Origin of the sequence: Agromyces albus, from assembly GCF_004134825.1 — a bacterium.
GTDB lineage: Bacteria > Actinomycetota > Actinomycetes > Actinomycetales > Microbacteriaceae > Agromyces > Agromyces albus.
On record NZ_SDPN01000011.1, the window covers coordinates 81,755 to 102,391 of the forward strand.

A 20,637-nucleotide genomic window follows, 5' to 3' on the forward strand; every position below is an offset into this window, starting at 1 on the left:
CGAGTTCGCCCGGCCGTCGTGCGGGAGTCAGCCCTGTGAACGGGCGATTGCCGATCGCACCAGTCCGTCGTACACGGTCGGCGCGTCGGTTCCGGATGCCTCGATCGCGAGGGGTACGAGCGACGTCTCGGTGAGGCCCGGCAACACGTTCGCCTCCAGGAACCACGGGCGACCCTCGGCATCCACCATGAAGTCGACGCGCGAGAGGTCGCGGAGCCCGAGAGTGCGATGCGCGAGGATCGCGGCATCCGATACCGCCGAAACTCCTGCCTCATCGAGGCGAGACGGCGCGTAGAACGTGGTCTCCCCCGCGTTGTAGCGGGCTTGGAAACTGTAGACGCCGGCCACGGGTTCGATCTCGACCACGGGGAGCACCTCGGGCCCGGCGCCGGTGTCGATGACGGCGACGGCGACCTCGGTGCCGAAGATTCGACGCTCGACGACCGCGACCTCGGCATACGTGAACGCCTCGACCATGGCGCGCGCGAGGCTGTTCGGGTCGTCGACGATCGTGACGCCCTGTGCCGATCCGCCGGAGGCCGGCTTGACGACGAGGTCTCCCTCGAGAGCCGAACGCACGACCTTCAGCACGCTCGATGCGCCGAGCTCACGAAACGCCTCGTGCGACAGAACGATCGATTCGGGCACGGCGAGACCGGCTTCGGCGACCAGGGAACTCGCGACCGGCTTCGACCAGGCCCGCCGGGCGGCGGCGGCCGACGATCCGACGGTCGGAACGCCGAGTGCGGCGAGGAGTTCGAGCAGCGACCCGTCTTCGCCGCTCGAGCCGTGCAATGCGGGGAAGACCACGTCGGGGCGCTCGTTCGCGAGGAACGGCAGCAATCCGGCATCCGGATCGCGCAGCACCACGCGATGCCCTGCGGCTGTGAGCGCATCGGCGACTCGTCGCCCGGAACGAAGCGAGACATCGCGCTCATGCGAGATGCCTCCCGCGAGAACGACGACGTGCAGCGCGTTGGAATCGCTCATGATCTGGGGTTTCTCCTACTTGAGGTCGGAAGGCGGAGCGGAGTCGTAACCATTGCCCTGCGGGAGCTGCAGCGACCCGGTGCCGGCGAAGGTGTCGAGCAGGTCGAGCTCCCCATTCACCACCGTGGCGAGCCGGCGAACTCCGAGCCTGATGGCCTCGGGCGTCGGATAACAGAACGAGAGGCGCATCGCATGACGGCCGCGGCCGTCGGCGAAGAACGCGGTGCCAGGTGTGTATGCCACGAGCTCCTTGACGGCGCGCGGCAGCATCTGCTTCGAGTCGAGCACATCGGGCATCGTGACCCAGACGTAGAACCCGCCGTTGGGGTTGGTCCAGCTCAGCTGCGGCAGGTACTCCCCCAATGCCTCGATCATCGCGTTCTTCCGCTCGCGGTAGACCCCACGGAACGTGTCGATCTGCGCGCGCCAGTCGGCGGTCGCGAGGTACTCCGAGACCACGAGCTGGCTGAACGAGCTGGGTGAGAGGATCGCGGACTCCGCGGCAAGGATGAGTTTCTCGCGGATCGCGTGTGGCGCAAGCGCCCATCCCACTCGGAAACCGGGCGCGAGTGTCTTCGAGAACGACCCGAGGTAGATCACGCGGTCTTCGTCGAGGGAGCGCAGCGCGTTGGGTGCGGGCTCGTCGAAATGCAGGAGCCCGTAGGGGTTGTCCTCGAGCACGAGGATCTCGTTGGAACGGCAGATCTCGAGGATCTCGGGCCGCCGCTCTGCAGAGAGCGTCACACCGGCGGGATTATGGAAGTTCGGGATCGTGTAGAGGAACTTGATGCGTCGACCCTGCCCACGGAGGTGGGCGATCGTCTGCCGCAGGGCTTCGGGAATCAACCCGTTCTCGTCCATCGCCACGTGCACGACGTTGGCCTGGTACGACCGGAACACCCCGAGCGCTCCCACATAGCTCGGCGACTCCGCGAGGATGACGTCGCCCGGGTCGATGAAGAGCTTCGCCACGAGATCGAGGGCCTGTTGCGACCCGGTGGCCGTCACCACGTTGTCGACCGTGCCGCGGATCCCCTCGATCGACATGACCTCGAGAATCTGCTCGCGAAGCTTGGGAATCCCCTGACCAGAGCCGTATTGCAGCGCCACGGCGCCCTGTTCTCGCATGACGCGTTCCATCGCCGAGGAGATCAGGTCGTGCGGCAGGGCCGACACGAATGGCATCCCGCCGGCGAGTGAGACGACCTCGGGGCGGGAGGCGACGGCGAAGAGGGCTCGGACTTCTGAGGCAGCGAGCCCGGCGGCTCGCTCGGCGTAGTTCGCGTACCAGGGGTCGAGATTGTTGCCGGTCCGCTGGGGGACGCCGTCAGAAGTCACAGCTTTTCCGTTTCTGCTCAGGATTTCCATGCTAGTTGGGGTGTGGGAATGCGAAAGACCCGCCCGGCGTGTGCCGGACGGGTCTTCGAGACCACCGACTACGAGATGTAGGCGGCGAGATCGGCTTCGAGCGCAGGCTTCGGCTTGGCGCCGATGACGGTCTTCACGACCTCACCTGCCTGGAACACCTTGAACGCGGGGATCGCAGTGATCTGGTACTTCATCGCGAGCCCGGGGTTCTCGTCGACGTTCAGCTTCACGATGTCGAGCTTCTCGGAGTGCTCGGTCGCGATCTGGTCGAGGATCGGGCTCACGGCGCGACACGGGCCGCACCACTCGGCCCAGAAGTCCACGAGGACGGCCTTGTCGTTCTTGAGGACCTCCTGCTCGAAGGTGGCCTCGGTCACTGCGCGTGCAGTCATTGCATTCTCCTTTTGGTGGAAGCGGATGTCGCGTCGCCTCAGTTGACGACGGCGAATTCGTTCTCGATCACGGCCGCGGCCGCTGCGGGGTTGCCGAGCGCGGCCAGGTAGTGTTCCGCGTCGAGCGCGGCGGCCGCACCGGATCCGGCTGCCGTGATGGCCTGTCGGTAGTACGGGTCGATGACGTCTCCGGCGGCGAAGACGCCCGGCACGGAGGTTCGTGAACTGCGGCCCTCGACGGCGATCGTGCCCTCAGGCGTCAGGTCGAGCTTGCCGTGCACGAGGTGGGTGCGAGGATCGTTGCCGACGGCCACGAAAAGGCCGTCGAGGTCGAGACCGCGCTCCTCGCCGGAGACGGTGTCGCGCAGCGTCACGCCGGTGACGGCGGTGGTGCCGTGGATCGCCGAGATCTCGGCGTTCCAGATGAATTCGATCTTCTCGTTGTCGAACGCACGCTGCTGCATGATCTTGGAGGCCTTGAGCGTGTCGCGGCGGTGGATCACGTAGACCTTGTCGGCGAATCGCGTGAGGAACGTCGCCTCTTCCATCGCCGAGTCGCCGCCGCCGACGACCGCGATGGTCTTCTGGCGGAAGAAGAAGCCGTCGCACGTCGCGCACCACGAAAGGCCGTGCCCGGAGAGCAGCTCCTCTTCGGCAAGGCCGAGCTTGCGGTAGGCGGAGCCGGTGGCATAGACGATCGTCGCGGCTTCGTGCTCGTCGCCGTTGCCGAGCTTCACGCGCTTGACCGGGCCGTCGAGCTCGAGCGACACGACGTCGTCGTAAACGACCTCGGTACCGAATCGCTCGGCTTGCGCCTGCAGTTTCGCCATCAGGTCGGGCCCCATGATGCCTTCAGGGAAGCCCGGGAAGTTCTCGACCTCGGTCGTGTTCATGAGCTCGCCGCCGATCTCGACCGAACTCGCGATGAGCAGCGGCTTCAGCTCGGCGCGCGCGGCGTAGATCGCGGCGGAGAACCCGGCCGGTCCAGAACCGATGATGATGATGTCGCGCAACGCTGACTCCCTAGTGCTCTCGCCTGTAAGTGGCATCCGCTCGATTCCGGAGGCCACGACATGGTGAACACAGTCTAGGTGCCGCCTATTCCGAGTCGCGAAGCGCACGCGGCCGAGAGCGGCGGATGCATCGGGAACGACTCACTCACGCTCAGCGGCGGCGCACCCGAGCAAACATCGGCGCAGCGAAGCCACGGAACTCGGGCGAACGGAGCAACCAGAGGCCGGCGAAGTACAACAGGGTCATGACCGTTCCGATGATCGCCATGGAGACGATCGCACTGAACTTGCTCGAGAGCGCGAAGCCCGCGGAGTGCGTGCCGCCGAGCGCCACGAGCAACAGCACGCCGGCGACCACGGGAATGACGAGTGCGATCAGGGACCTCGCGAAGGTGATCACGATGCGACGACCGTCGAGCGGCCCGATGCGCCTGCGCAACAGCACGACGGCGACGGCGAGCTGCACGGAGCCGGCGAGCGTCGTGACGAGCGCGATGCCGAATGCCACCCAGGAGCTCGGAAGCGCGATGCAGATGAGGGCGCCGACGATGAAGAGGATGACCTGCACGAGCGTGAACATGAACGGCGTCTTCGTGTCACCGAGCGAGTAGTACGTGCGCTGAACGATGAACAGCACGCTGAATCCGATGAGTCCGATGACGTAGGCGATGATGACGTTGCCGAACGACCAGACGAGCGGTTCGACGTCGGTGAAGACCCTCGCGAACAGGTATGCGCAGACGACGAGCACCGCAGCTGCGACGACGATGATCACCCCGACTCCGCGTACGGCGCTCGAGAGGTCGGCTCGCACCCTGTCGATGGCGCCGACCGCTGCGTGCTCGCTCATGCGAGTGAAGTAGGCGGTCGCGATCGATACGGTGATCACCGAGTGCGGCAGCATGAAGATGAGCCACGCGGTCTGCAGCGCGTACACCGAGGCCTCATCGGAGACAGATGCCGACACCCCGACCACGGATGTCTCGACGAAACCCGCGACGGTCGTGAGCAGGAGCATTCCGAAGGTCCAGCCGGCCACCCCGGCAGTCGATCGGAGTCCGACGCCGCGCCACTGGAAGTCAGGGCGGTATCGCAGGCCGGCGCGTCGCCAGAACCAGAACAGGATGAGCGCCTGGCTCGCCACACCGAGCGTCGCGCTGCCGGCGAGGAGCATGATCATGCCCACGCTCCACTCGCCGGCGGAGCGGAGACCGTCGGGGTCGGCGCCGAAGATGAGCGCGAAGGCCGCCAGACCCGCCAGCCCGACCACGTTGTTGAGCACGGGGACCCAGGTGAACGGACCGAATACACGACGGGCGTTCAGCACCTCGCCGAGGAGCGAGTACATGCCGTAGAAGAAGATCTGCGGCAGGCACCAGAATCCGAAGGCGACTGCGAGCCCGAACACGCCGGCGCTCATTCGCGAACCGATGAGCAGTGTGAGCACCGGGGTCACCAACGTGGCGATCAGCGCAGCGCCCGCGAGAATCGTGAAGCCGAGCGTTATGATCTTGTTGATGTACGCGGATCCGCCGTCGGCATGCGCGGCGGATCGCACGATGAGCGGCACGAGCACGGCACTCAGCACGCCGCCGGCCACCACGACGTAGATCGTGTTCGGCAACTGGTTGGCTGCCGCGAATGCGTTGGCGCCGGCTCCACTCGCTCCGATGACCGCCGCGAGCAGCGCGGTCTTCACGAACCCGAGAACGCGCGAGACGATCGTGCCCGAGGCGAGCAGGGCGCTCGCGCGGCCGATGCGGTCGTCAGTCATTCCGCGGCTCCGAGGCAGGCGCGCCGGTCGTCACGTCAGGCTTCGACACGGTGGAGCCGGCGTCGGATGCCGCTGGCGGCATGGGAGCGTCGGAAGCGTCGTTGGACGCGTCGGCACCGGCACTGTCGGCGGCGGCATCCGACTGGGCTGCGGCGGCGCGCTGCCGCCGGCGACGACTGATGTTGCGCCAGATGCCGATGCCGAAGACGAGCACGACGACGATGCCGAGCACGGCAGCTCCGAGTCCTTCCCAATCGGCCTGGACGTTGGCGGGGATGAGCACCGGGGTGCCGATCGGAACTCCCGTCGGCGAGCTGAGGCTGACGGCGAGCGAGACCTCGCCGCTGCCGACGCCCGCCGCGACGGGCACGCGCACCGTGCTGCGGGACTCAGCCTCGATCGTGGCTTCGACGCGGTCGCCGACGATGAGTCGACCGTTCGAAGGATCGACGTCGACGACGATGGTGACGGGGTAGGGCAGTGCGTTCAGCACGGTCGTGGGCACACCGGTCTCGCTGGAGACGACGTTGATCGGGCTGCCCGGCACCACCGAGACGGCGCCGAGCGTGTTGCGCTGCGCGAGCAACCAGTCGCCGACGGCACTGTGCCACGCCTCCTCTTCGTCGATCCAGGAGACGTCGAGGAGGGCGAGGAGGTCGCGGCGCGTCGGCCCGCTGAGCAGGCGCTCGTCGGTGAGCACCGTTGCGAACGCGGCGATCTCGGCTTCGGTGCGTACCATTCGATCGATATTCGAGCGGCGAGCGTCGGATTCGGGCAGGCTCGCGAGCGCTCGGTCGGCCGGCGGGGCACCAATGGCAGCGGAGAGGCTGACGGGCTGCGACCAGGCGATTGTGGCGAGTTCGTCGATCGTCGCCGACACGCGGCTCGCCTGAACGCCGGTACCGCGGTCGAACGTGGCGAGCACTGTCGTCGACTCGGTGCGCTCACCGGCGCCGAGGGCGAGCTCGGCCACGAGGCGGCCGGTCGCCGACCGCCACTCGGTGTCGGTCACCGCGACGGATGCCGCGCGCAACGGCGCAGTCAGCCGCTCGTGGGAGACCACCGCGCTCGAGCCGTTGATCGTCGAGGCCGCGTTCGCTCCCTCGCCGGCGGGCTCGACGTTGCCCGGCGCGAGGATCGTCGTCGTGAGCCCGGCCGCCTGGAGGAACTCGAGGTCACCGGCGGCGACGGTGTCGTCGGCGGGCCACGCCAGATCGGACCGCGTGTACGGCCAGTTGAGGAGGCCCTCGGTGGTCGGCACCTCGCCGGGGGGCGGCGACGGTTCGGCCGTGACATCCGTCTCCCCGTCGCCCTGGGGGTCGCCGGCATCGTCACCCTCGCCTTGTGCTTCCCCTTCATCGGCGCCTTGGTCGCCGTCGCCACCCGTGAAGTTCGCGGAGTCCAGCGCGTCGGAGAACGAGGTGGGAGTGAGGATTCCCGTGAGTCCGAGTTGGGCCTGAATGGCGAGGTCGGAGTCGGCATACGCGAGGGGGAATACTTCATTCGGCACACCGCGGAGGCGGTCGAGCCAAGCGGTGGCGGTGGCTGGGGCAGCCGTGCCGAGGGCACGGATCGAGGCGATGATGCGAGGATCGATCGCGATCGCCACCGAGCGGCCCGCCACGGCGTCGAGCTGGCGGGTCAGGAGCCCCAGGGGGCTCGTCCAGGTCTCGAGCTGTTCGGCATCGAGCAGGCCGGTGGCGTCGGCCGGCACCGTGAGCGGATAGGCGAGGGCGAGCGAGAACGGCGCACCCGTCGGCGCGTTCGTGTTCGCGAAGACGTCGGCACCGGCGGCGACGACCACGCCGTCGACGAGGAGCTCAGCGCCGAGTCCGATGATCGGCGACTCGGTGACACCGTCGAGCGAGTTGGGCGGAAGCGTGAAGGCGACGGACGTGACGGATCCGGCCGAGAGCGCGCGTGCCTCGGCATCGCCGAGCACCACTTCCGCAGCGTCGGATGCGTCGGAGGAGCCGGCCTCGTCGCCGGCCGTGGCTGCCACCCACGCGTCGAGCTCGGCGACCTCGTCGATCGCCTCTGCCGACCGCGTGAGCCGCACGGTGGCCGCGGCAAGCGACTCCGCCGTGGCGTTCTCGATCTCGACCGAGACCGTGACCGGTGCTCCGGGCGTGAGTGTGGTGCCGATCGTTGGGGCGACGTGCACGGCGATGCCGCCTTCGTCGGCGGGCGCGGCTTGGCCAGCGCGCTCCCGAGGCGCAGCGGCGGTGCCTTCACTCGACGACGCTGAGCTGTTGAGCGAGACGCCGGAGTCGTGAATGGTGACGAACGGGAACTCGGGCTCGAGGACGGCCCCCGCATTCGCGGAAAGGGGTGCAGCGACGACGGCGACGGCTGCCGCGGCGGCCAGCCCGATGAGGGCGGCCCGACGCCGTCGAGGGCGGGGCGACTTGCCCCTCGGGGCGCCGGGCTCCGCGGCATCCGTGGCCCGCTGCGGTCGGCGGTGGTGTCGACGCGCAGGGTTCGACTCGGCCACCATGCAGGCGATTCTATTGCGTGCCACTGAGCCGCCCGCTCGACGTCCACAGGCCATCCACAGGCAGGCGCCACCCGCTGCCACCGACACGGAAGGAGCAGCTCGCCGGCCGTACGACCCTCGTCGGCGCCGGCCCGGCGCGAGGTCACCGTCACGAGGCGGACCTCACGCCCCGCTTAACATAGGGAGCATGCAGACTGTCGCTGCGGCACTCGATCGGCTCGGCGAGCTGGCTGCTTCGCCGACCGTCGCCCGACTCGCCGCGGCGTTCGAAGCCGGCGGTCACGAGCTCGCCCTCGTCGGCGGCCCGGTGCGCGACGCATTCCTCGGACGGCCGGTGAGCGACCTCGACTTCACGACCGACGCGACGCCCGACGAGATCCTCGCCATCGTGAAGCCCATTGCCGAAGCCCATTGGGACATCGGACGCGCGTTCGGCACGATCGGCGCGAAGATCGCCGGCGAGACCGTCGAGATCACGACCTACCGCGCCGACTCGTACGACGGTGCCTCCCGCAAGCCCGAGGTCGTCTTCGGCTCGAGCCTCGAGGGCGACCTCACCCGTCGCGACTTCACCGTCAACGCGCTCGCCCTGCGACTGCCGCAATTGACCCTCGTCGATCCCTCGGGCGGCGTCGAAGACCTCGTGGCGGGCGTCCTGCGCACGCCCGCCACCCCCGAGCAGTCGTTCGGCGATGATCCGCTCCGGATGCTGCGCGCCGCCCGGTTCTCGTCGCAGCTCGGGTTCACCCTCGATGACGACACCCGCGCGGCCATGTCGACCCTCGCCGGTGCGATCGAGCGCATCTCGGCGGAGCGGGTTCGCGATGAGTTGTCGAAGCTGCTGCTCACGGGGTCGCCACGCGGCGGCATCCGTCTGCTGGTGGAATCGGGCCTCGCCGAGCGGGTGCTGCCCGAACTGCCGGCGCTCAGCCTCGAGATCGACGAACACCACCATCACAAAGACGTCTACGAGCACAGCCTCACGGTGCTCGACCAGGCGATCGACTACGAGGTCTCACGCGGCAACCTCGACTCCCCCGACCTCATCGTTCGCCTGGCGGCACTCCTGCACGACATCGGCAAGCCGGCCACCCGGCGGCTCGAGCCGGGCGGCGTGGTCTCGTTCCACCACCACGATGTCGTCGGCGCGAAGCTCGCACGCAAGCGCCTTCGCGACCTGCGCTTCGACAACGACACGATCGCCGCGGTCTCACGGCTCATCGAGCTGCACCTGCGGTTCTTCGGGTACGCGGATGCCGCGTGGAGCGACTCCGCCGTGCGCCGCTACGTTCGCGACGCCGGCGAGCAGCTCGAACGCCTGCACATCCTGACGAGGGCCGACGTCACGACCCGCAACCGGCGCAAGGCCGATCGGCTCGGATTCGCGTACGACGACCTCGAGGCGCGCATCGCCGTGCTCGCCGAAGAGGAGGAGCTCGCCGCGGTGCGCCCCGAGCTCGACGGCCAGCAGATCATGGCGTTGCTCGACGTGCCGCCCGGCCCTGTCGTGGGCGAGGCATACCGGTTCCTGCTCGAGTTGCGGCTCGACGAGGGCCCGATCGGTGCGGATGCCGCGGCCGAGCGCCTGCGCGCCTGGTGGGCGGCTCGCGGCCCCGCCGCCTGACTTCGACGCGAGGGAAGCTCAGGGCCGAATGGCATGCTGGGGCGGCATCCGCTACGATAGGCAGGTTGCCCGTGCGCCGCAGTTGCGGCCTCCTCGGGTCGACGTATGCACAACCCTCCTGCTGCAGAGAGTCTGTAGCCGTTTTAGTCCGAAGGAGGTGGGTTAGTCATGCACCAGTACGAGCTGATGGTAATCCTCGATCCCGAGATCGATGAGCGCACCGTTGCTCCCAGCCTTGACAAGTTCCTCAACGTCATCAGAAATGATGGCGGCACCGTCGACAAGGTCGACATCTGGGGACGCCGTCGTCTGGCTTACGAGATCAACAAGAAGGCCGAGGGCATCTACGCCGTCGTCGACTTCACTGCTGAGTCAAAGACCACCAACGAGCTCGACCGCCAGCTGAACCTCAGCGAGGCTGTCATGCGCACCAAGGTGCTCCGCGCCGAAGAGGCCATCGCCCAGGTCGCCGCTCACGCCAAGGCGCAGGAGGAGAAGGCCGCGAAGAAGGCCGCCGCTTCCGCCAAGGCCGGTGCGAAGGCTGCAGCTGCGGCCAAGGCCCCCGCCCAGAAGGACGCCTAGTCCCCATGGCCGGCGAGACCATCATCACCGTGGTGGGCAACCTCACTGCAGATCCCGAGCTGCGTTACACGCAGAACGGACTGGCGGTTGCCAACTTCACCATCGCATCCACTCCCCGTACGTTCGACCGTCAGGCGAACGAGTGGAAAGACGGTGAGGCGTTGTTCCTGCGCGCGAGCGTCTGGCGTGAATTCGCCGAGCACGTGGCCGGTTCACTCACCAAGGGATCCCGGGTCATCGCTTCCGGGCGTCTCAAGCAGCGTTCCTACGAGACGAAGGAAGGCGAGAAGCGCACCACCATGGAACTCGAGGTCGACGAGATCGGCCCGAGCCTGCGCTACGCCACCGCGTCCGTGACGCGCGCTGCATCGTCCAACCGCGGCGGCGCTGCCGGCTCCTTCGGGGGCGGCGGCGGCACCGACGAGCCGTGGGCGCCGAGCGCTCCCGCAACGCAGTCGGGCGCTTCCGCAGGCGGTGCCGGCGGCGATGTCTGGAACACTCCGGGCACGAGCTTCGGCGACGAGACCCCCTTCTAGTACTCAGCGGTATCGAGACGGTCGCTGCGCGACCACCTCGACCCGCGCATCATCAAGACAGGATCAGAAATGGCTGGAAAGAGCAGCGGCGATCGCCGCAAGCCGACCCGCGGGAAGGGCGCGAAGAACGCCGCCCCCGCGAAGTCGATCAGGGTCGGCGTCATCGACTACAAAGACGTCGCGACCCTTCGCAAGTTCATCTCGGAGCGTGGAAAGATTCGCGCCCGTCGCATCACCGGTGTCTCCGTGCAGGAGCAGCGCCTCATCGCCCGCGCCGTGAAGAACGCGCGCGAGATGGCCCTCCTGCCCTACTCGGGCTCCGGCCGTTAAGGAGCACGACAATGGCTAAGGTAATTCTGACGCACGAGGTCACTGGCCTCGGCACGGCCGGCGACGTTGTCGAGGTCAAGAGCGGTTACGCTCGCAACTTCCTCGTCCCCCAGGGCTTCGCAGTGGCGTGGTCGCGCGGTGGCGAGAAGCAGATCGAGCAGATCAAGGCAGCCCGCGCTGCACGTGAGCTGCACTCGCTCGAAGACGCGCAGGCCCTCAAGGCCAAGCTCGAGTCGAGCAAGGTCAAGCTGTCCGTGAAGGCGGGCCTCGGCGGCCGTCTCTTCGGTTCGGTGAAGACGGCGGATGTCGCGGCTGCTGTCGCCGACGCCGGCCTCGGCGAGCTCGACAAGCGCAAGATCGAGATCCCGACCCCCATCAAGGCGACGGGCGACCACGAGGCGACCGTTCGCCTTCGTGACGAGGTCTCCGCGACGATCACCCTCCAGGTGGTCGCGGCGAAGTAACTCGCGCGCACGAACACGGCGGCGGTCCGGGCTTCGGCTCGGGCCGCCGCTTCGTCGTTTGCGGGCCGGGGCCTGGGTCTGCCGGCCGGCGTCGTCTGCGGGCGCAATCAGCGTACTTCGCGGCCCCCATGCCGGCGAAGTCTGCGAGTGTCGTGGGCGGTGCTCGACCGCGTTTCTGTCCGCTTCTGGCCTACACCCGCTGGCGGTGCGAGCGCAAGTCCGCCTTCGCGTTTCCCACGATGTTGTACACAGGTGGGGGACACATAGGGGTGGACTTCTGAAGAACTTTTCGTTCACAGGTGTGGAAACACAAAACACCTGATCTATTCAGAATTCAACCCGTGTAATTCGCCAGAATTCCACAGTTTTCCACAGGCTGAGTGCACACCTTCTTCGGCGTTTCGCCCAGTTTGTCCCCAGAGTTATCCACAGGCTGGCTTGTGGTGTTGGCAGCGCTTCCATATCGTGAAGCAGCGTCCTTCGATCAGCGGGTTCCCACCCGGTCGGCCACTCATGTCAGAGGGTCAGACCACACTGGAGTTGCGGGCGCGGGTTACTCGCCCGGCGGAGTCGAAATCGGAGGTCATCGAGTTGTCGATCGCGCACATCGGGCTCGCCGAACCACACGACGGTGAACCCCGTAGAGGCGGTGAACGCACTCCCCCGCACGACCTCCTGGCCGAGCAGAGCGCGCTCGGTGGCATGATGCTCTCGAAAGACGCCGTCGCCGATGTCGTCGAGACGCTCCGCGGCGTCGACTTCTACGTGCCGAAGCACGAGCTCGTCTTCAACGCGATCCTCTCGCTCTACTCGCACGGCGAGCCCACCGACGTCATCGCCGTCACCGACGAGCTCACGAAGACCGGCGAGCTGCAGCGCGCCGGCGGCGTTGAATACCTGCACACGCTCACGGGAATCGTGCCCACGGCGGCGAACGCCGGATATTACGCCTCGATCGTCGCCGAGCGCGCCCTGCTGCGCCGCCTCGTCGAGGCGGGCACTCGCATCGTACAGATGGGCTACGCGGGCGAGGGCGAGGTCGTCGAGCTCGTCAACAACGCCCAGGCCGAGATCTATTCGGTCACGGGCTCGGTCGAGAGCGAAGACTACGTTCCGCTCACCGACGCCGTGACGGCCGCGATCGATGAGATCGAGGCTGCCAAGCACACCGACGGCAAGTTCACCGGGGTGCCCACGGGCTTCGCCGATCTCGACGACCTCACCAACGGCTTCCACCCCGGCCAGATGATCATCGTCGCCGCGCGCCCGGCGCTCGGCAAGTCGACGCTCGCTCTCGACTTCGCCCGCGCCGCCGCGATCGGCAACGACCAGCCCACGATCTTCTTCTCCCTCGAGATGGGGCGCAGCGAGATCGCCATGCGCCTGCTCGCCGCCGAGGCATCCGTTCCCCTGCAGAGCATGCGGAAGGGCACCGTCGACTCCCGCGACTGGACCACGATCGCCTCGACGCGCGGGCGCATCAACGATGCCCCGCTCTACATCGACGACTCGCCGAACATGACGCTCGTCGAGATCCGTGCGAAGTGCCGTCGCCTCAAACAGCGGGTCGGCCTGAAGATGGTCGTCATCGACTACCTCCAGCTCATGACGAGCGGCAAGCGAGTCGAGAGCCGCCAGCAGGAGGTCTCCGAGTTCTCGCGTGCGCTGAAGCTGCTCGCCAAGGAGCTGCAGGTTCCGGTCATCGCGCTCTCGCAGCTGAACCGTGGCCCAGAGCAGCGCGCCGACAAGCTGCCCGCGCTCTCCGACCTGCGTGAATCGGGCTCGATCGAGCAAGACGCCGACATGGTGATCCTGCTGCACCGCGAGAGCGCCTATGAACGCGACAACCCCCGCGCCGGCGAGGCCGATCTCATCGTGGCCAAGCACAGGAACGGCCCCACGCGCACGATCACGGTCGCGTTCCACGGGCACTTCTCGCGCTTCGCCGACATGGTGCAGGTCTGAGCCCTCAGCCTGCCGGCCCCGTCGCCGCGTACAGAAAGGGTATGGTCCCACCATGGACCAGCGCGTGCCCGAATCTGCCAAAGGCGCCGCTATGACCCCCTGGCACTGGGACCGACGGGCCGATGTCCTCATCACCATCGCCGGACTCGTCGTGATCTGTATCTGCACGATGCCCCTCTACGTGCTCAGCGGGCTGACCACGACGGGCCTCCACGACGAGTTCCCGACCTGGGTACTGCAGATCACCTTCGTCGTCACGCCGCTTTTCATCCTTGGGCTCACCTTCGCCGCGTCCCTGATCCGCCTGGCGATCAACCGACGCGCTTGGTGGATCCCGCCCGTCGGCTTGGTCTCCACCATCGTGCTCCTGTTGGTGGCGGGCCTCGCGCTCAGGACGATCGTGGCTGCTCGATAGGGCGCGTCGGCAGATGGTCTTCTGATCCTCACTCGGCCCCGGCAGCCGATCCTGCGGTCAATGAACACCCGGTGAGTGCCGCCGTACAGGGGTCGGCGCTTCTCTTCCCTCCGTTGCACTTGCTGTCGCCGTCGATCGCCGGCTCAGTCTGGATATGCGTTCAGATCGTTCCTGTGAGGTGCTCGCCATTCGGGCCGTTAAGCGAAAAGTGGGCTTCGGCGGGGATGCCGCTCTTGGTGGCTTCGCGGAGCAAGTCGGCAACGACGGTTATGTCGGCTGATTTCGTTAGGTCGGCAGTGATGAATGGCATCGAATCGGCGCGCTGCATCGCGTAGAGGTAGCTCAACGAGCTCATACGTCCGATATTCTCCAATGCGATTGCCAGCTCTTCTGACGGCCAAGCTGAGGAGATCCCGACGGAAACACGAGTGGTCACCTCGCCGGTCCAGGCCACCGTTACCCACGGCACATCACCGCCGCCCTCGCTCAACGTGCCGCGCACCGCGGGCAGGATGGTCGTAAGCGTTGTTGACGGAGCCATTGATGCGTGCAAGCTCGGTGCATACGACGTCCCATCCACAGAAAGAACCTCAGGGATAGACCGAAGCGCGATCGCAGTCCGGACGCTGCCGCCCGAAATCGCACCGAGGCTGGTTGGGGCAATGCCAGGGCCGCCGGGAAAGCGAAGGGCGAGCCGAATCGTGTGACCGTGCCGCTGCGCGTCTTTGATGAGTGGGGTGAGTGCCACCGGCAAGCTGGTGATGTCAGAGGGTGAGTCGGCGTCGACGATGAGCTGGATGTACCACTCGCCTGGTTTGTCTTTGCGATCGACGTCGTAGACAGCTGCTTCCGCGGATTGGACACCGCGAAGTTCTTCCACAGAGTCGGCGAGGTCCGCCGCCGCCTGCAGTGATCCTTGTGGAGGATCAGGGCGGAACGAGCAGGCTGCGAGGGTCAAAGCGGCCAACGTGAGCCACGTCATGCCAGCAACTAAACGCCGCTGGTTCGGTCTGCGCGTTCTCATTCGCTCAGCCAACCGGCGTTGGCTGCACAAACGCCGTGCGTCGGGCCCTCATAGTGCGGAGGCTCGCCCGACGTCGGCCCATATGTAGGAATTGGCCATGTTCCGTGGAATCCCGCCCGCTCCGACGTGGACAAATGCCGTGGATTCGGCGCCACTGCCACATCTCCGCGCGGAACCTACACTCAGCAAAAAAGATCGCTATTCAGTGTTGCTATCTACCGGTACTCATGCTTACTATGTACCAGTAGTCAGCAACACCGAGTAGTTGAGAGGAGGGGTTCCATGAGCAAGCAAACGACGGAGATGCTGAAGGGCACGCTCGAGGGCATCGTCCTCGCGATCCTGGCCGTGCAGCCGGCATACGGCTACGAGATCACGGCCCGGCTGCGCGACCAGGGCTTCTCCGACATCGCCGAAGGCACCGTCTACGCCCTGTTGGTCAGGATCGAACAGCGCGGCCTCGTCGACGTCGAGAAGGTCCCGTCCGAGAAGGGGCCGCCGCGCAAGGTGTACTCGCTGAACGCACAGGGCGGCGAGTACCTCGAGGAGTTCTGGGGAACGTGGAGCTTCCTCGCAGAGCGCATCGAACAGCTCCACCAGCGCATCGAACGAACGAACGAAGAAGGAGAGTAGTCATGGCTGCGAAGTGGTACGAGCTGATCACCGGATCGCTCGAAGACAAGAAGGCGTACCGCAAGTACAAGGCCCGGATCGCGGCACTGCCAGAGCCTTACGGTACTGCTGCGAAGGCCTACGAGCGCTACTTCATGTACAACGGCGGCATCACCGACGGCGACTCCGCCGTGATGATCACGATGCTGAACGACTTCGCCGATCTGTGGGAGCGGGCCGCCGTCGACCAGACGCCGGTCGAGGACATCGTCGGCGACGACCCCGTCGAGTTCGCCGAGGCCTTCGCCGCGGCCTATGCCGGCAAGCGCTGGATCGACAAGGAGCGCAAGCGTCTCACCGAAACCATCCAGAACCTCGAACGAAAGGACGAACGATGAACACCACCGCCACCAACAGTGCGTCGCAAACAGCCATCCGCGTCCAGGGCATCACGAAGTCGTTCAAAGACCTGCACGTGCTGCGGGGCGTCGACTTCGAGGTGAAGGCCGGCAGCATCTTCGCGCTGCTCGGCTCGAACGGCGCGGGCAAGACCACCCTGGTTCGCATCCTGTCGACGTTGCTGAAGGCCGACGCGGGCACCGCGACGGTGTACGGCTTCGACGTCGCCACGAACGCCGGCGACGTGCGCGAGTCGATCAGCCTGACCGGCCAGTTCGCCGCGGTCGATGAAGTGCTCAGCGGCCGGGAGAACCTGGTGCTGATCGCCAAGCTGCGTCACCTGAAGAATCCGGGTGCGATCGCCGACGAGCTGCTCGCCCGCTTCTCGCTCACCGAAGCAGGCAGTCGCAAGGCGGCGACGTACTCGGGCGGCATGCGACGCCGACTCGACATCGCGATGAGCCTGATCGGCAACCCGCCGATCATCTTCCTCGACGAGCCGACGACCGGACTCGACCCTCAAGCGCGAATCGAGGTGTGGCAGACCATCAAGAAGCTCGCGAAGGACGGCACGACCGTGCTGCTCACGACGCAATACCTCGATGAGGCCGAGCAGCTCGCCGACCGCATCGCGATCCTGCACAAGGGCACGATCATCCAGAACGGCACGCTCAGCGAACTCAAGCAGCTCCTCCCGGCCGCCAAGGTCGAGTACATCGAGAAGCAGCCCTCCCTCGAGGACGTGTTCCTCGCCCTCGTCGGCGACACCGGCGAGATCGACAGCGCCGACGGCCGCACCGAACGTGCGGTCTCGGCAGGAAAGGAATCCCGATGACCAGCCATGTTCTGAGCGACACCCGGGTTCTCACCGGCCGCTCGCTGACTCACATCCTCCGTAGCCCCGACACGATCATCACCACCGCGGTCACCCCCATCGCACTGATGCTGCTGTTCGTGTACGTGCTCGGCGGCGCCATCAACACCGGATCCGACGAGTCGTACATCAACTACATGCTCCCCGGCATCCTGCTGATCACGATCGCGTCGGGCATCGCCTACACCGCGTATCGGCTGTTCCTCGACATGCAGGGCGGCATCTTCGAACGATTCCAGTCCATGCCGATCGCGAGGTCGAGCGTGCTCTGGGCGCACGTGCTCACCTCCGTGGTCTCGAACCTGATCTCGGTCGCGATCGTCATCGGCGTTGCGTTCATCATGGGGTTCCGCACCGGAGCATCCGTGGGCGCCTGGCTCGCCGTCGCCGGCATCCTGACGCTGTTCACCCTCGCCCTGACCTGGCTCGCCGTGATCGCCGGACTCTCGGCGAAGACCGTCGACGGCGCGAGCGCGTTCAGCTACCCGCTGATCTTCCTGCCGTTCATCAGCTCGGCGTTCGTGCCCACCGACACGATGCCCGGCCCGGTCGCCTGGTTCGCCGAGAACCAGCCCGTGACCTCGGTCGTGAACTCCATCCGAGCCCTGTTCGCCCAGGAACCCGTGGGCAGTGACCTCTGGATCGCCCTCGCCTGGCTCGTCGGCATTCTCGTCATCGCCTACGGTTTCGCGATCGCCATCTACCGTCGCAAGATCAGCTGAGGTCGAGCGCTGCTCACGAACAGCACAACCACACGACGGATGCCGCCCGCCTCCCCATTGGGACGCGGGCGGCCTTCGTCATTGTGGGCAGGCTCACCCCATCGCCTCCGCCGTCGCGCGCGCCGGTGCGGGGGTGCCCGCGTGCTCTGGCTCATCACGCCACCCGAAGCGATCGTGGAAGCGGCGGAGGAATGGCGGCGCCCACCAATTGGCGCGTCCAGCCAGGCGCATGAACGCCGGCACGAGCACCCCCCGGATGATGGTGGCGTCGACGACTATCGCAAGGGCCATGCCGATGCCGAGCTGCTGGAGGAAGGTCACCTCGCTCGTCGCGTAGACGGCGAACGAGATCGCGAGGATCAGCGCGGCGGCGCTCACGAGTGGCGCCGAGCGTGCGATGCCGCGCGACACCGAGGCGACGACATCGCCCGTGCGGTCGTAGTCCTCCTTGATGCGGGCGAGGAGGAAGACCTCGTAGTCCATCGAGAGCCCGTACGCGATGCAGAACATGAGGAGCGGGATGCTCGGCTCGATCGTGCCGGTCGGCGCGAATCCGAGGATGCCGCTGAGGCCGCCCTCCTGGAACCCCCAGACGAGCACCCCGAACATCACCGAGAGCGACAGGAGGTTCAGGATCGAGGCCTTGAGCGGTGCGACGACGCTGCCCGTCATGATGAAGAGCATGACGAAGGTGACGAGCAGGATGAGCCCCGCGACGAGCGGAAATCGCTCGAGGACGCCGGCCCGATAGTCGGCGAGCTCAGCGGGGTAGCCGCCGACGATCGCGTCGAACGGCGCATCGAGGGCACGGATGTCGCTGACGAGGTCGATCGGGTCGGCGGCGAGTCGCTCGGTCGTCGGGAGCACTGAGATCCACGCGGCGTCGCCGTCGCGGAAGCGGTCGACGCCGAACGGCCCGGGGTCGCCGATGCGTTCACCGTCGACGTACGCGCCCGTCGCGGCGTCGACGCGCTGGATGCCGCCGAGCAGTGAGGCGGATTCGGCATACTCGGCGATCGCGGCATCCGTCGCCGACTCGGTCACGATGTAGACGCTGTCGGCGTCCTCCGCAGCGAAGTCCGACCGGATCGTGTCGTACATCGCGCGGACCGGTTGCGTCGCGCGCAGGATCCGATCGTCGGGCGGGCCGAAGTTCGTCGCGAGCGCCGGCGCGCCGAGGGCGAGCAGCACGACGAGCCCGAGCCCGCCCGCGAGTGCGGGACGGCGCATGACGCGGGTCGCGGTGCGGTACCAGAAGCCCTGCTCGGGCGCCGCCGCGGCCGTGCCGGCCGACGTCGTGCGCTCGGGCCGCGCGACCCGGTGTCCCAGCAACCGCAGGGCGGCGGGGAGCAGCACCGTCGAGCCGATGACCGCGGTCACGACCACAGCGATGCCTGCGTAGGCGAACGACGAGAGGAATGGGAACGGGAACACGAAGAGCACGGCGAGCGCCGCCGCGACCGTGGCGCCACTGAAGACGATCGTGCGCCCGGCCGCGCGCACCGCGGCCCGGACCGCGTCGGCGACCTCGCGGCCCGCGGCGAGCTCCTCCCGGAAGCGGTAGGTCATGAAGAGGCCGTAGTCGACGCCGAGGCCGATGCCCATGACGAGAGCGATGTTCGAGGCGAAGGTCGAGATGTCGGTGAACTCCGACACGATTCGCAGGATCGCGAGCGAGCCGGCGACCGAGAAGAGCCCGACGGCCATCGTGACGAGCGCGGCGCTCAACCTCCGGTAGACGAGCCAGAGCAGCCCGATGACGAGCGGCAGGATGATGAGCTCGGCACGGAGGAAGTCGGTTCGCGCCTGCTCGGCAACGGCTCGGAACACCTCGTCGCTCCCGCCGAGGTGCACGGCGATGGCCGCATCGTCGGCACCCGCGATGACCTCAGCCTCGAGCTCGGGGAGGAGTTCGCCGCGCACGTGATCGGCGTCGCCGGCGGCCCAGGCGAGGATCAGCGCGGAGTCGCGGTCGTTGCTCGCGAGGCTCGCCGGACCGTCGGGCGACCAATACGACCAAGCATCCCCGACGCCATCGAAGGCCGCGATCTGCTCGGTGAGCCCCGCTCCGGCCACGGCGACGTCGGCATCGTCGACGTCGCCCTGCTTCGCTTCGACGAGCACGGCGATGTTCGGGCTGCTCGTCTTGAAGCGCTCTGCGAGGAGCTCGCGCGCCGCGACCGACTCCGAGCCCGGGGCGTCGTAGCGATTGAGCGAGAGCGACTCGATGGCGGTGACGGCGAGCGCCGCGAACACGATGAACACGGCAACGGATGCCGCGACGACGGACTTGGGGAACCTGGACACCGAACGGCCGATCACATCGAACCTCACCTAGAATATGCGAGTAAGTAGTCGCAAAGTAGAATACGAGCAATTACTCGTGTTTGTCGATGTGTGGAGTGCGATGTCGGCGGATTCCCAAGAAACGAAGCGGCAGGCGCGCGGTCGCGCGCGGATCGACCAGATCCTGCTCGCGGCGGCTGAGACCTTCGGCGACCTCGGCTACGAGTCCGCGACGACGAACGCGATCGCCGCGCGAGCCGGCATCTCGCCGGGCTCCCTCTACCAGTTCTTCAAGAACAAGGAGGACATCGCACACGCGCTGTCCGAACGATATGCCGAGCAGCTGAGCGGCGTCGAGCTCGGCACGGGCGGCGTCGAGCCGGCGACCCTCGAATCCGCCGTGCACGCGGCCATCGTGCCCATCGTCGAGTTCAACCGGGCGAACCCCGGCTACAAGGCACTCTTCGCACGCACCGACATGCCGGCGAGCATGCGCGAGGCGGTCGCCCCCGTCAGGGAGAACCTTCACGGCCGCGTCCGAGTGGGAGTGGCGCGCCTCCTGCCGCACCTCGACGACGGCGACCTCGAACGCACGGTGCTCGTCGTCATGCACATGGTGCAGGGACTCATGCCCCTCATCGTCGCCGCGCCCGACGCCGAGCGCGCCGCGCTCATACGCGAGCTCGAGCGGAGCCTCGTGGCCTACCTGCGATCGGTCCCGTAGGGCCGCGGTTGTCTGTCACTACGGAGGGGCTTACGATGGGCTGAGC

20 protein-coding genes are annotated in these 20,637 nt (G+C 67.1%); 12 read left to right on the top strand and 8 right to left on the bottom strand.

Annotated features, from left to right (window positions below; genetic code table 11):
* Nucleotides 1-27: 27 nt before the first annotated feature.
* From ESP51_RS08110 to ESP51_RS08135, 6 genes are all read right to left on the bottom strand, one after another.
* Complete coding sequence (locus tag ESP51_RS08110; RefSeq protein ID WP_129520390.1) at nt 28-990, bottom strand: D-alanine--D-alanine ligase family protein; 963 nt, start codon at nt 988-990, stop codon at nt 28-30.
* Nucleotides 991-1,005: 15 nt separating this feature from the next.
* Nucleotides 1,006-2,328: an aminotransferase-like domain-containing protein gene (locus ESP51_RS08115; protein ID WP_241843056.1), complete on the bottom strand. Its 1,323-nt coding sequence runs from the start codon at nt 2,326-2,328 to the stop codon at nt 1,006-1,008.
* A gap of 98 nt (nt 2,329-2,426) precedes the next feature.
* Nucleotides 2,427-2,750, bottom strand: coding sequence for a thioredoxin (gene trxA, locus ESP51_RS08120; RefSeq protein ID WP_129520392.1), 324 nt, complete (start codon nt 2,748-2,750; stop codon nt 2,427-2,429).
* 38 nt (nt 2,751-2,788) lie between these two features.
* Nucleotides 2,789-3,763: a thioredoxin-disulfide reductase gene (gene trxB / locus ESP51_RS08125; protein ID WP_129520393.1), complete on the bottom strand. Its 975-nt coding sequence runs from the start codon at nt 3,761-3,763 to the stop codon at nt 2,789-2,791.
* Between the two features lie 151 nt (nt 3,764-3,914).
* Nucleotides 3,915-5,537 carry a murein biosynthesis integral membrane protein MurJ gene (gene murJ, locus ESP51_RS08130; protein ID WP_129520394.1) on the bottom strand — a complete coding sequence of 541 codons (1,623 nt, stop codon included), beginning with the start codon at nt 5,535-5,537 and terminating at the stop codon, nt 3,915-3,917.
* Entirely contained in the window at nt 5,530-8,034 is a 2,505-nt protein-coding gene (locus tag ESP51_RS08135; RefSeq protein WP_129520395.1) for a DUF6049 family protein, read from the bottom strand. The genes murJ and ESP51_RS08135 overlap by 8 nt, the downstream gene beginning before the upstream one ends.
* A 187-nt stretch (nt 8,035-8,221) precedes the next feature.
* Here ESP51_RS08135 and ESP51_RS08140 point away from each other — a divergent pair, with 187 nt between their 5' ends.
* From ESP51_RS08140 to ESP51_RS08170, 7 genes are all read left to right on the top strand, one after another.
* Nucleotides 8,222-9,658: a CCA tRNA nucleotidyltransferase gene (locus ESP51_RS08140; RefSeq protein ID WP_129520396.1), complete on the top strand. Its 1,437-nt coding sequence runs from the start codon at nt 8,222-8,224 to the stop codon at nt 9,656-9,658.
* A 168-nt stretch (nt 9,659-9,826) separates the two neighbouring features.
* On the top strand, nt 9,827-10,240 hold the full coding sequence (rpsF, locus tag ESP51_RS08145) for a 30S ribosomal protein S6 (RefSeq protein WP_129520397.1): 414 nt from the start codon (nt 9,827-9,829) through the stop codon (nt 10,238-10,240).
* Nucleotides 10,241-10,245: 5 nt separating this feature from the next.
* The gene (locus ESP51_RS08150; RefSeq protein WP_129520398.1) at nt 10,246-10,776 is read left to right on the top strand and encodes a single-stranded DNA-binding protein; all 531 of its coding nucleotides are present in this window, start codon (nt 10,246-10,248) and stop codon (nt 10,774-10,776) included.
* 69 nt (nt 10,777-10,845) lie between these two features.
* On the top strand, nt 10,846-11,106 hold the full coding sequence (gene rpsR / locus ESP51_RS08155) for a 30S ribosomal protein S18 (RefSeq protein WP_129520399.1): 261 nt from the start codon (nt 10,846-10,848) through the stop codon (nt 11,104-11,106).
* Between the two features lie 11 nt (nt 11,107-11,117).
* Nucleotides 11,118-11,570 carry a 50S ribosomal protein L9 gene (rplI, locus tag ESP51_RS08160; protein WP_129520400.1) on the top strand — a complete coding sequence of 151 codons (453 nt, stop codon included), beginning with the start codon at nt 11,118-11,120 and terminating at the stop codon, nt 11,568-11,570.
* 591 nt (nt 11,571-12,161) lie between these two features.
* On the top strand, nt 12,162-13,535 hold the full coding sequence (dnaB, locus tag ESP51_RS08165; protein WP_129520429.1) for a replicative DNA helicase: 1,374 nt from the start codon (nt 12,162-12,164) through the stop codon (nt 13,533-13,535).
* 52 nt (nt 13,536-13,587) lie between these two features.
* A complete protein-coding gene (locus ESP51_RS08170; RefSeq protein WP_129520401.1) occupies nt 13,588-13,950 on the top strand; it encodes a hypothetical protein in 363 nt (120 codons plus the stop codon).
* Nucleotides 13,951-14,110: 160 nt separating this feature from the next.
* Here ESP51_RS08170 and ESP51_RS08175 read toward each other — a convergent pair whose 3' ends face one another.
* On the bottom strand, nt 14,111-14,932 hold the full coding sequence (locus ESP51_RS08175) for a hypothetical protein (protein ID WP_129520402.1): 822 nt from the start codon (nt 14,930-14,932) through the stop codon (nt 14,111-14,113).
* Nucleotides 14,933-15,256: 324 nt separating this feature from the next.
* Between ESP51_RS08175 and ESP51_RS08180 the strand changes: the two genes are divergently transcribed.
* The 4 genes from ESP51_RS08180 to ESP51_RS08195 are packed head-to-tail and all read left to right on the top strand — an operon-like array spanning nt 15,257 to nt 17,581.
* The gene (locus ESP51_RS08180; RefSeq protein ID WP_129520403.1) at nt 15,257-15,607 is read left to right on the top strand and encodes a PadR family transcriptional regulator; all 351 of its coding nucleotides are present in this window, start codon (nt 15,257-15,259) and stop codon (nt 15,605-15,607) included.
* Between the two features lie 2 nt (nt 15,608-15,609).
* Nucleotides 15,610-15,984 carry a DUF1048 domain-containing protein gene (locus tag ESP51_RS08185; RefSeq protein WP_129520404.1) on the top strand — a complete coding sequence of 125 codons (375 nt, stop codon included), beginning with the start codon at nt 15,610-15,612 and terminating at the stop codon, nt 15,982-15,984.
* Nucleotides 15,981-16,820 (top strand): ABC transporter ATP-binding protein, encoded by an 840-nt coding sequence (locus ESP51_RS08190; RefSeq protein ID WP_129520405.1) that lies wholly within the window; start codon nt 15,981-15,983, stop codon nt 16,818-16,820. The genes ESP51_RS08185 and ESP51_RS08190 overlap by 4 nt, the downstream gene beginning before the upstream one ends.
* A complete protein-coding gene (locus ESP51_RS08195; RefSeq protein WP_129520406.1) occupies nt 16,817-17,581 on the top strand; it encodes an ABC transporter permease in 765 nt (254 codons plus the stop codon). Before ESP51_RS08190 ends, ESP51_RS08195 begins: the two co-directional genes overlap by 4 nt.
* Before the next feature lie 93 nt (nt 17,582-17,674).
* Here ESP51_RS08195 and ESP51_RS08200 read toward each other — a convergent pair whose 3' ends face one another.
* Entirely contained in the window at nt 17,675-19,915 is a 2,241-nt protein-coding gene (locus tag ESP51_RS08200) for an MMPL family transporter (protein WP_241843057.1), read from the bottom strand.
* Between the two features lie 73 nt (nt 19,916-19,988).
* On the opposite strand from ESP51_RS08200, the gene ESP51_RS08205 reads away from it, so the two are divergent.
* Entirely contained in the window at nt 19,989-20,591 is a 603-nt protein-coding gene (locus ESP51_RS08205; protein WP_164990461.1) for a TetR/AcrR family transcriptional regulator, read from the top strand.
* The last annotated feature ends 46 nt before the right edge of the window (nt 20,592-20,637 follow it).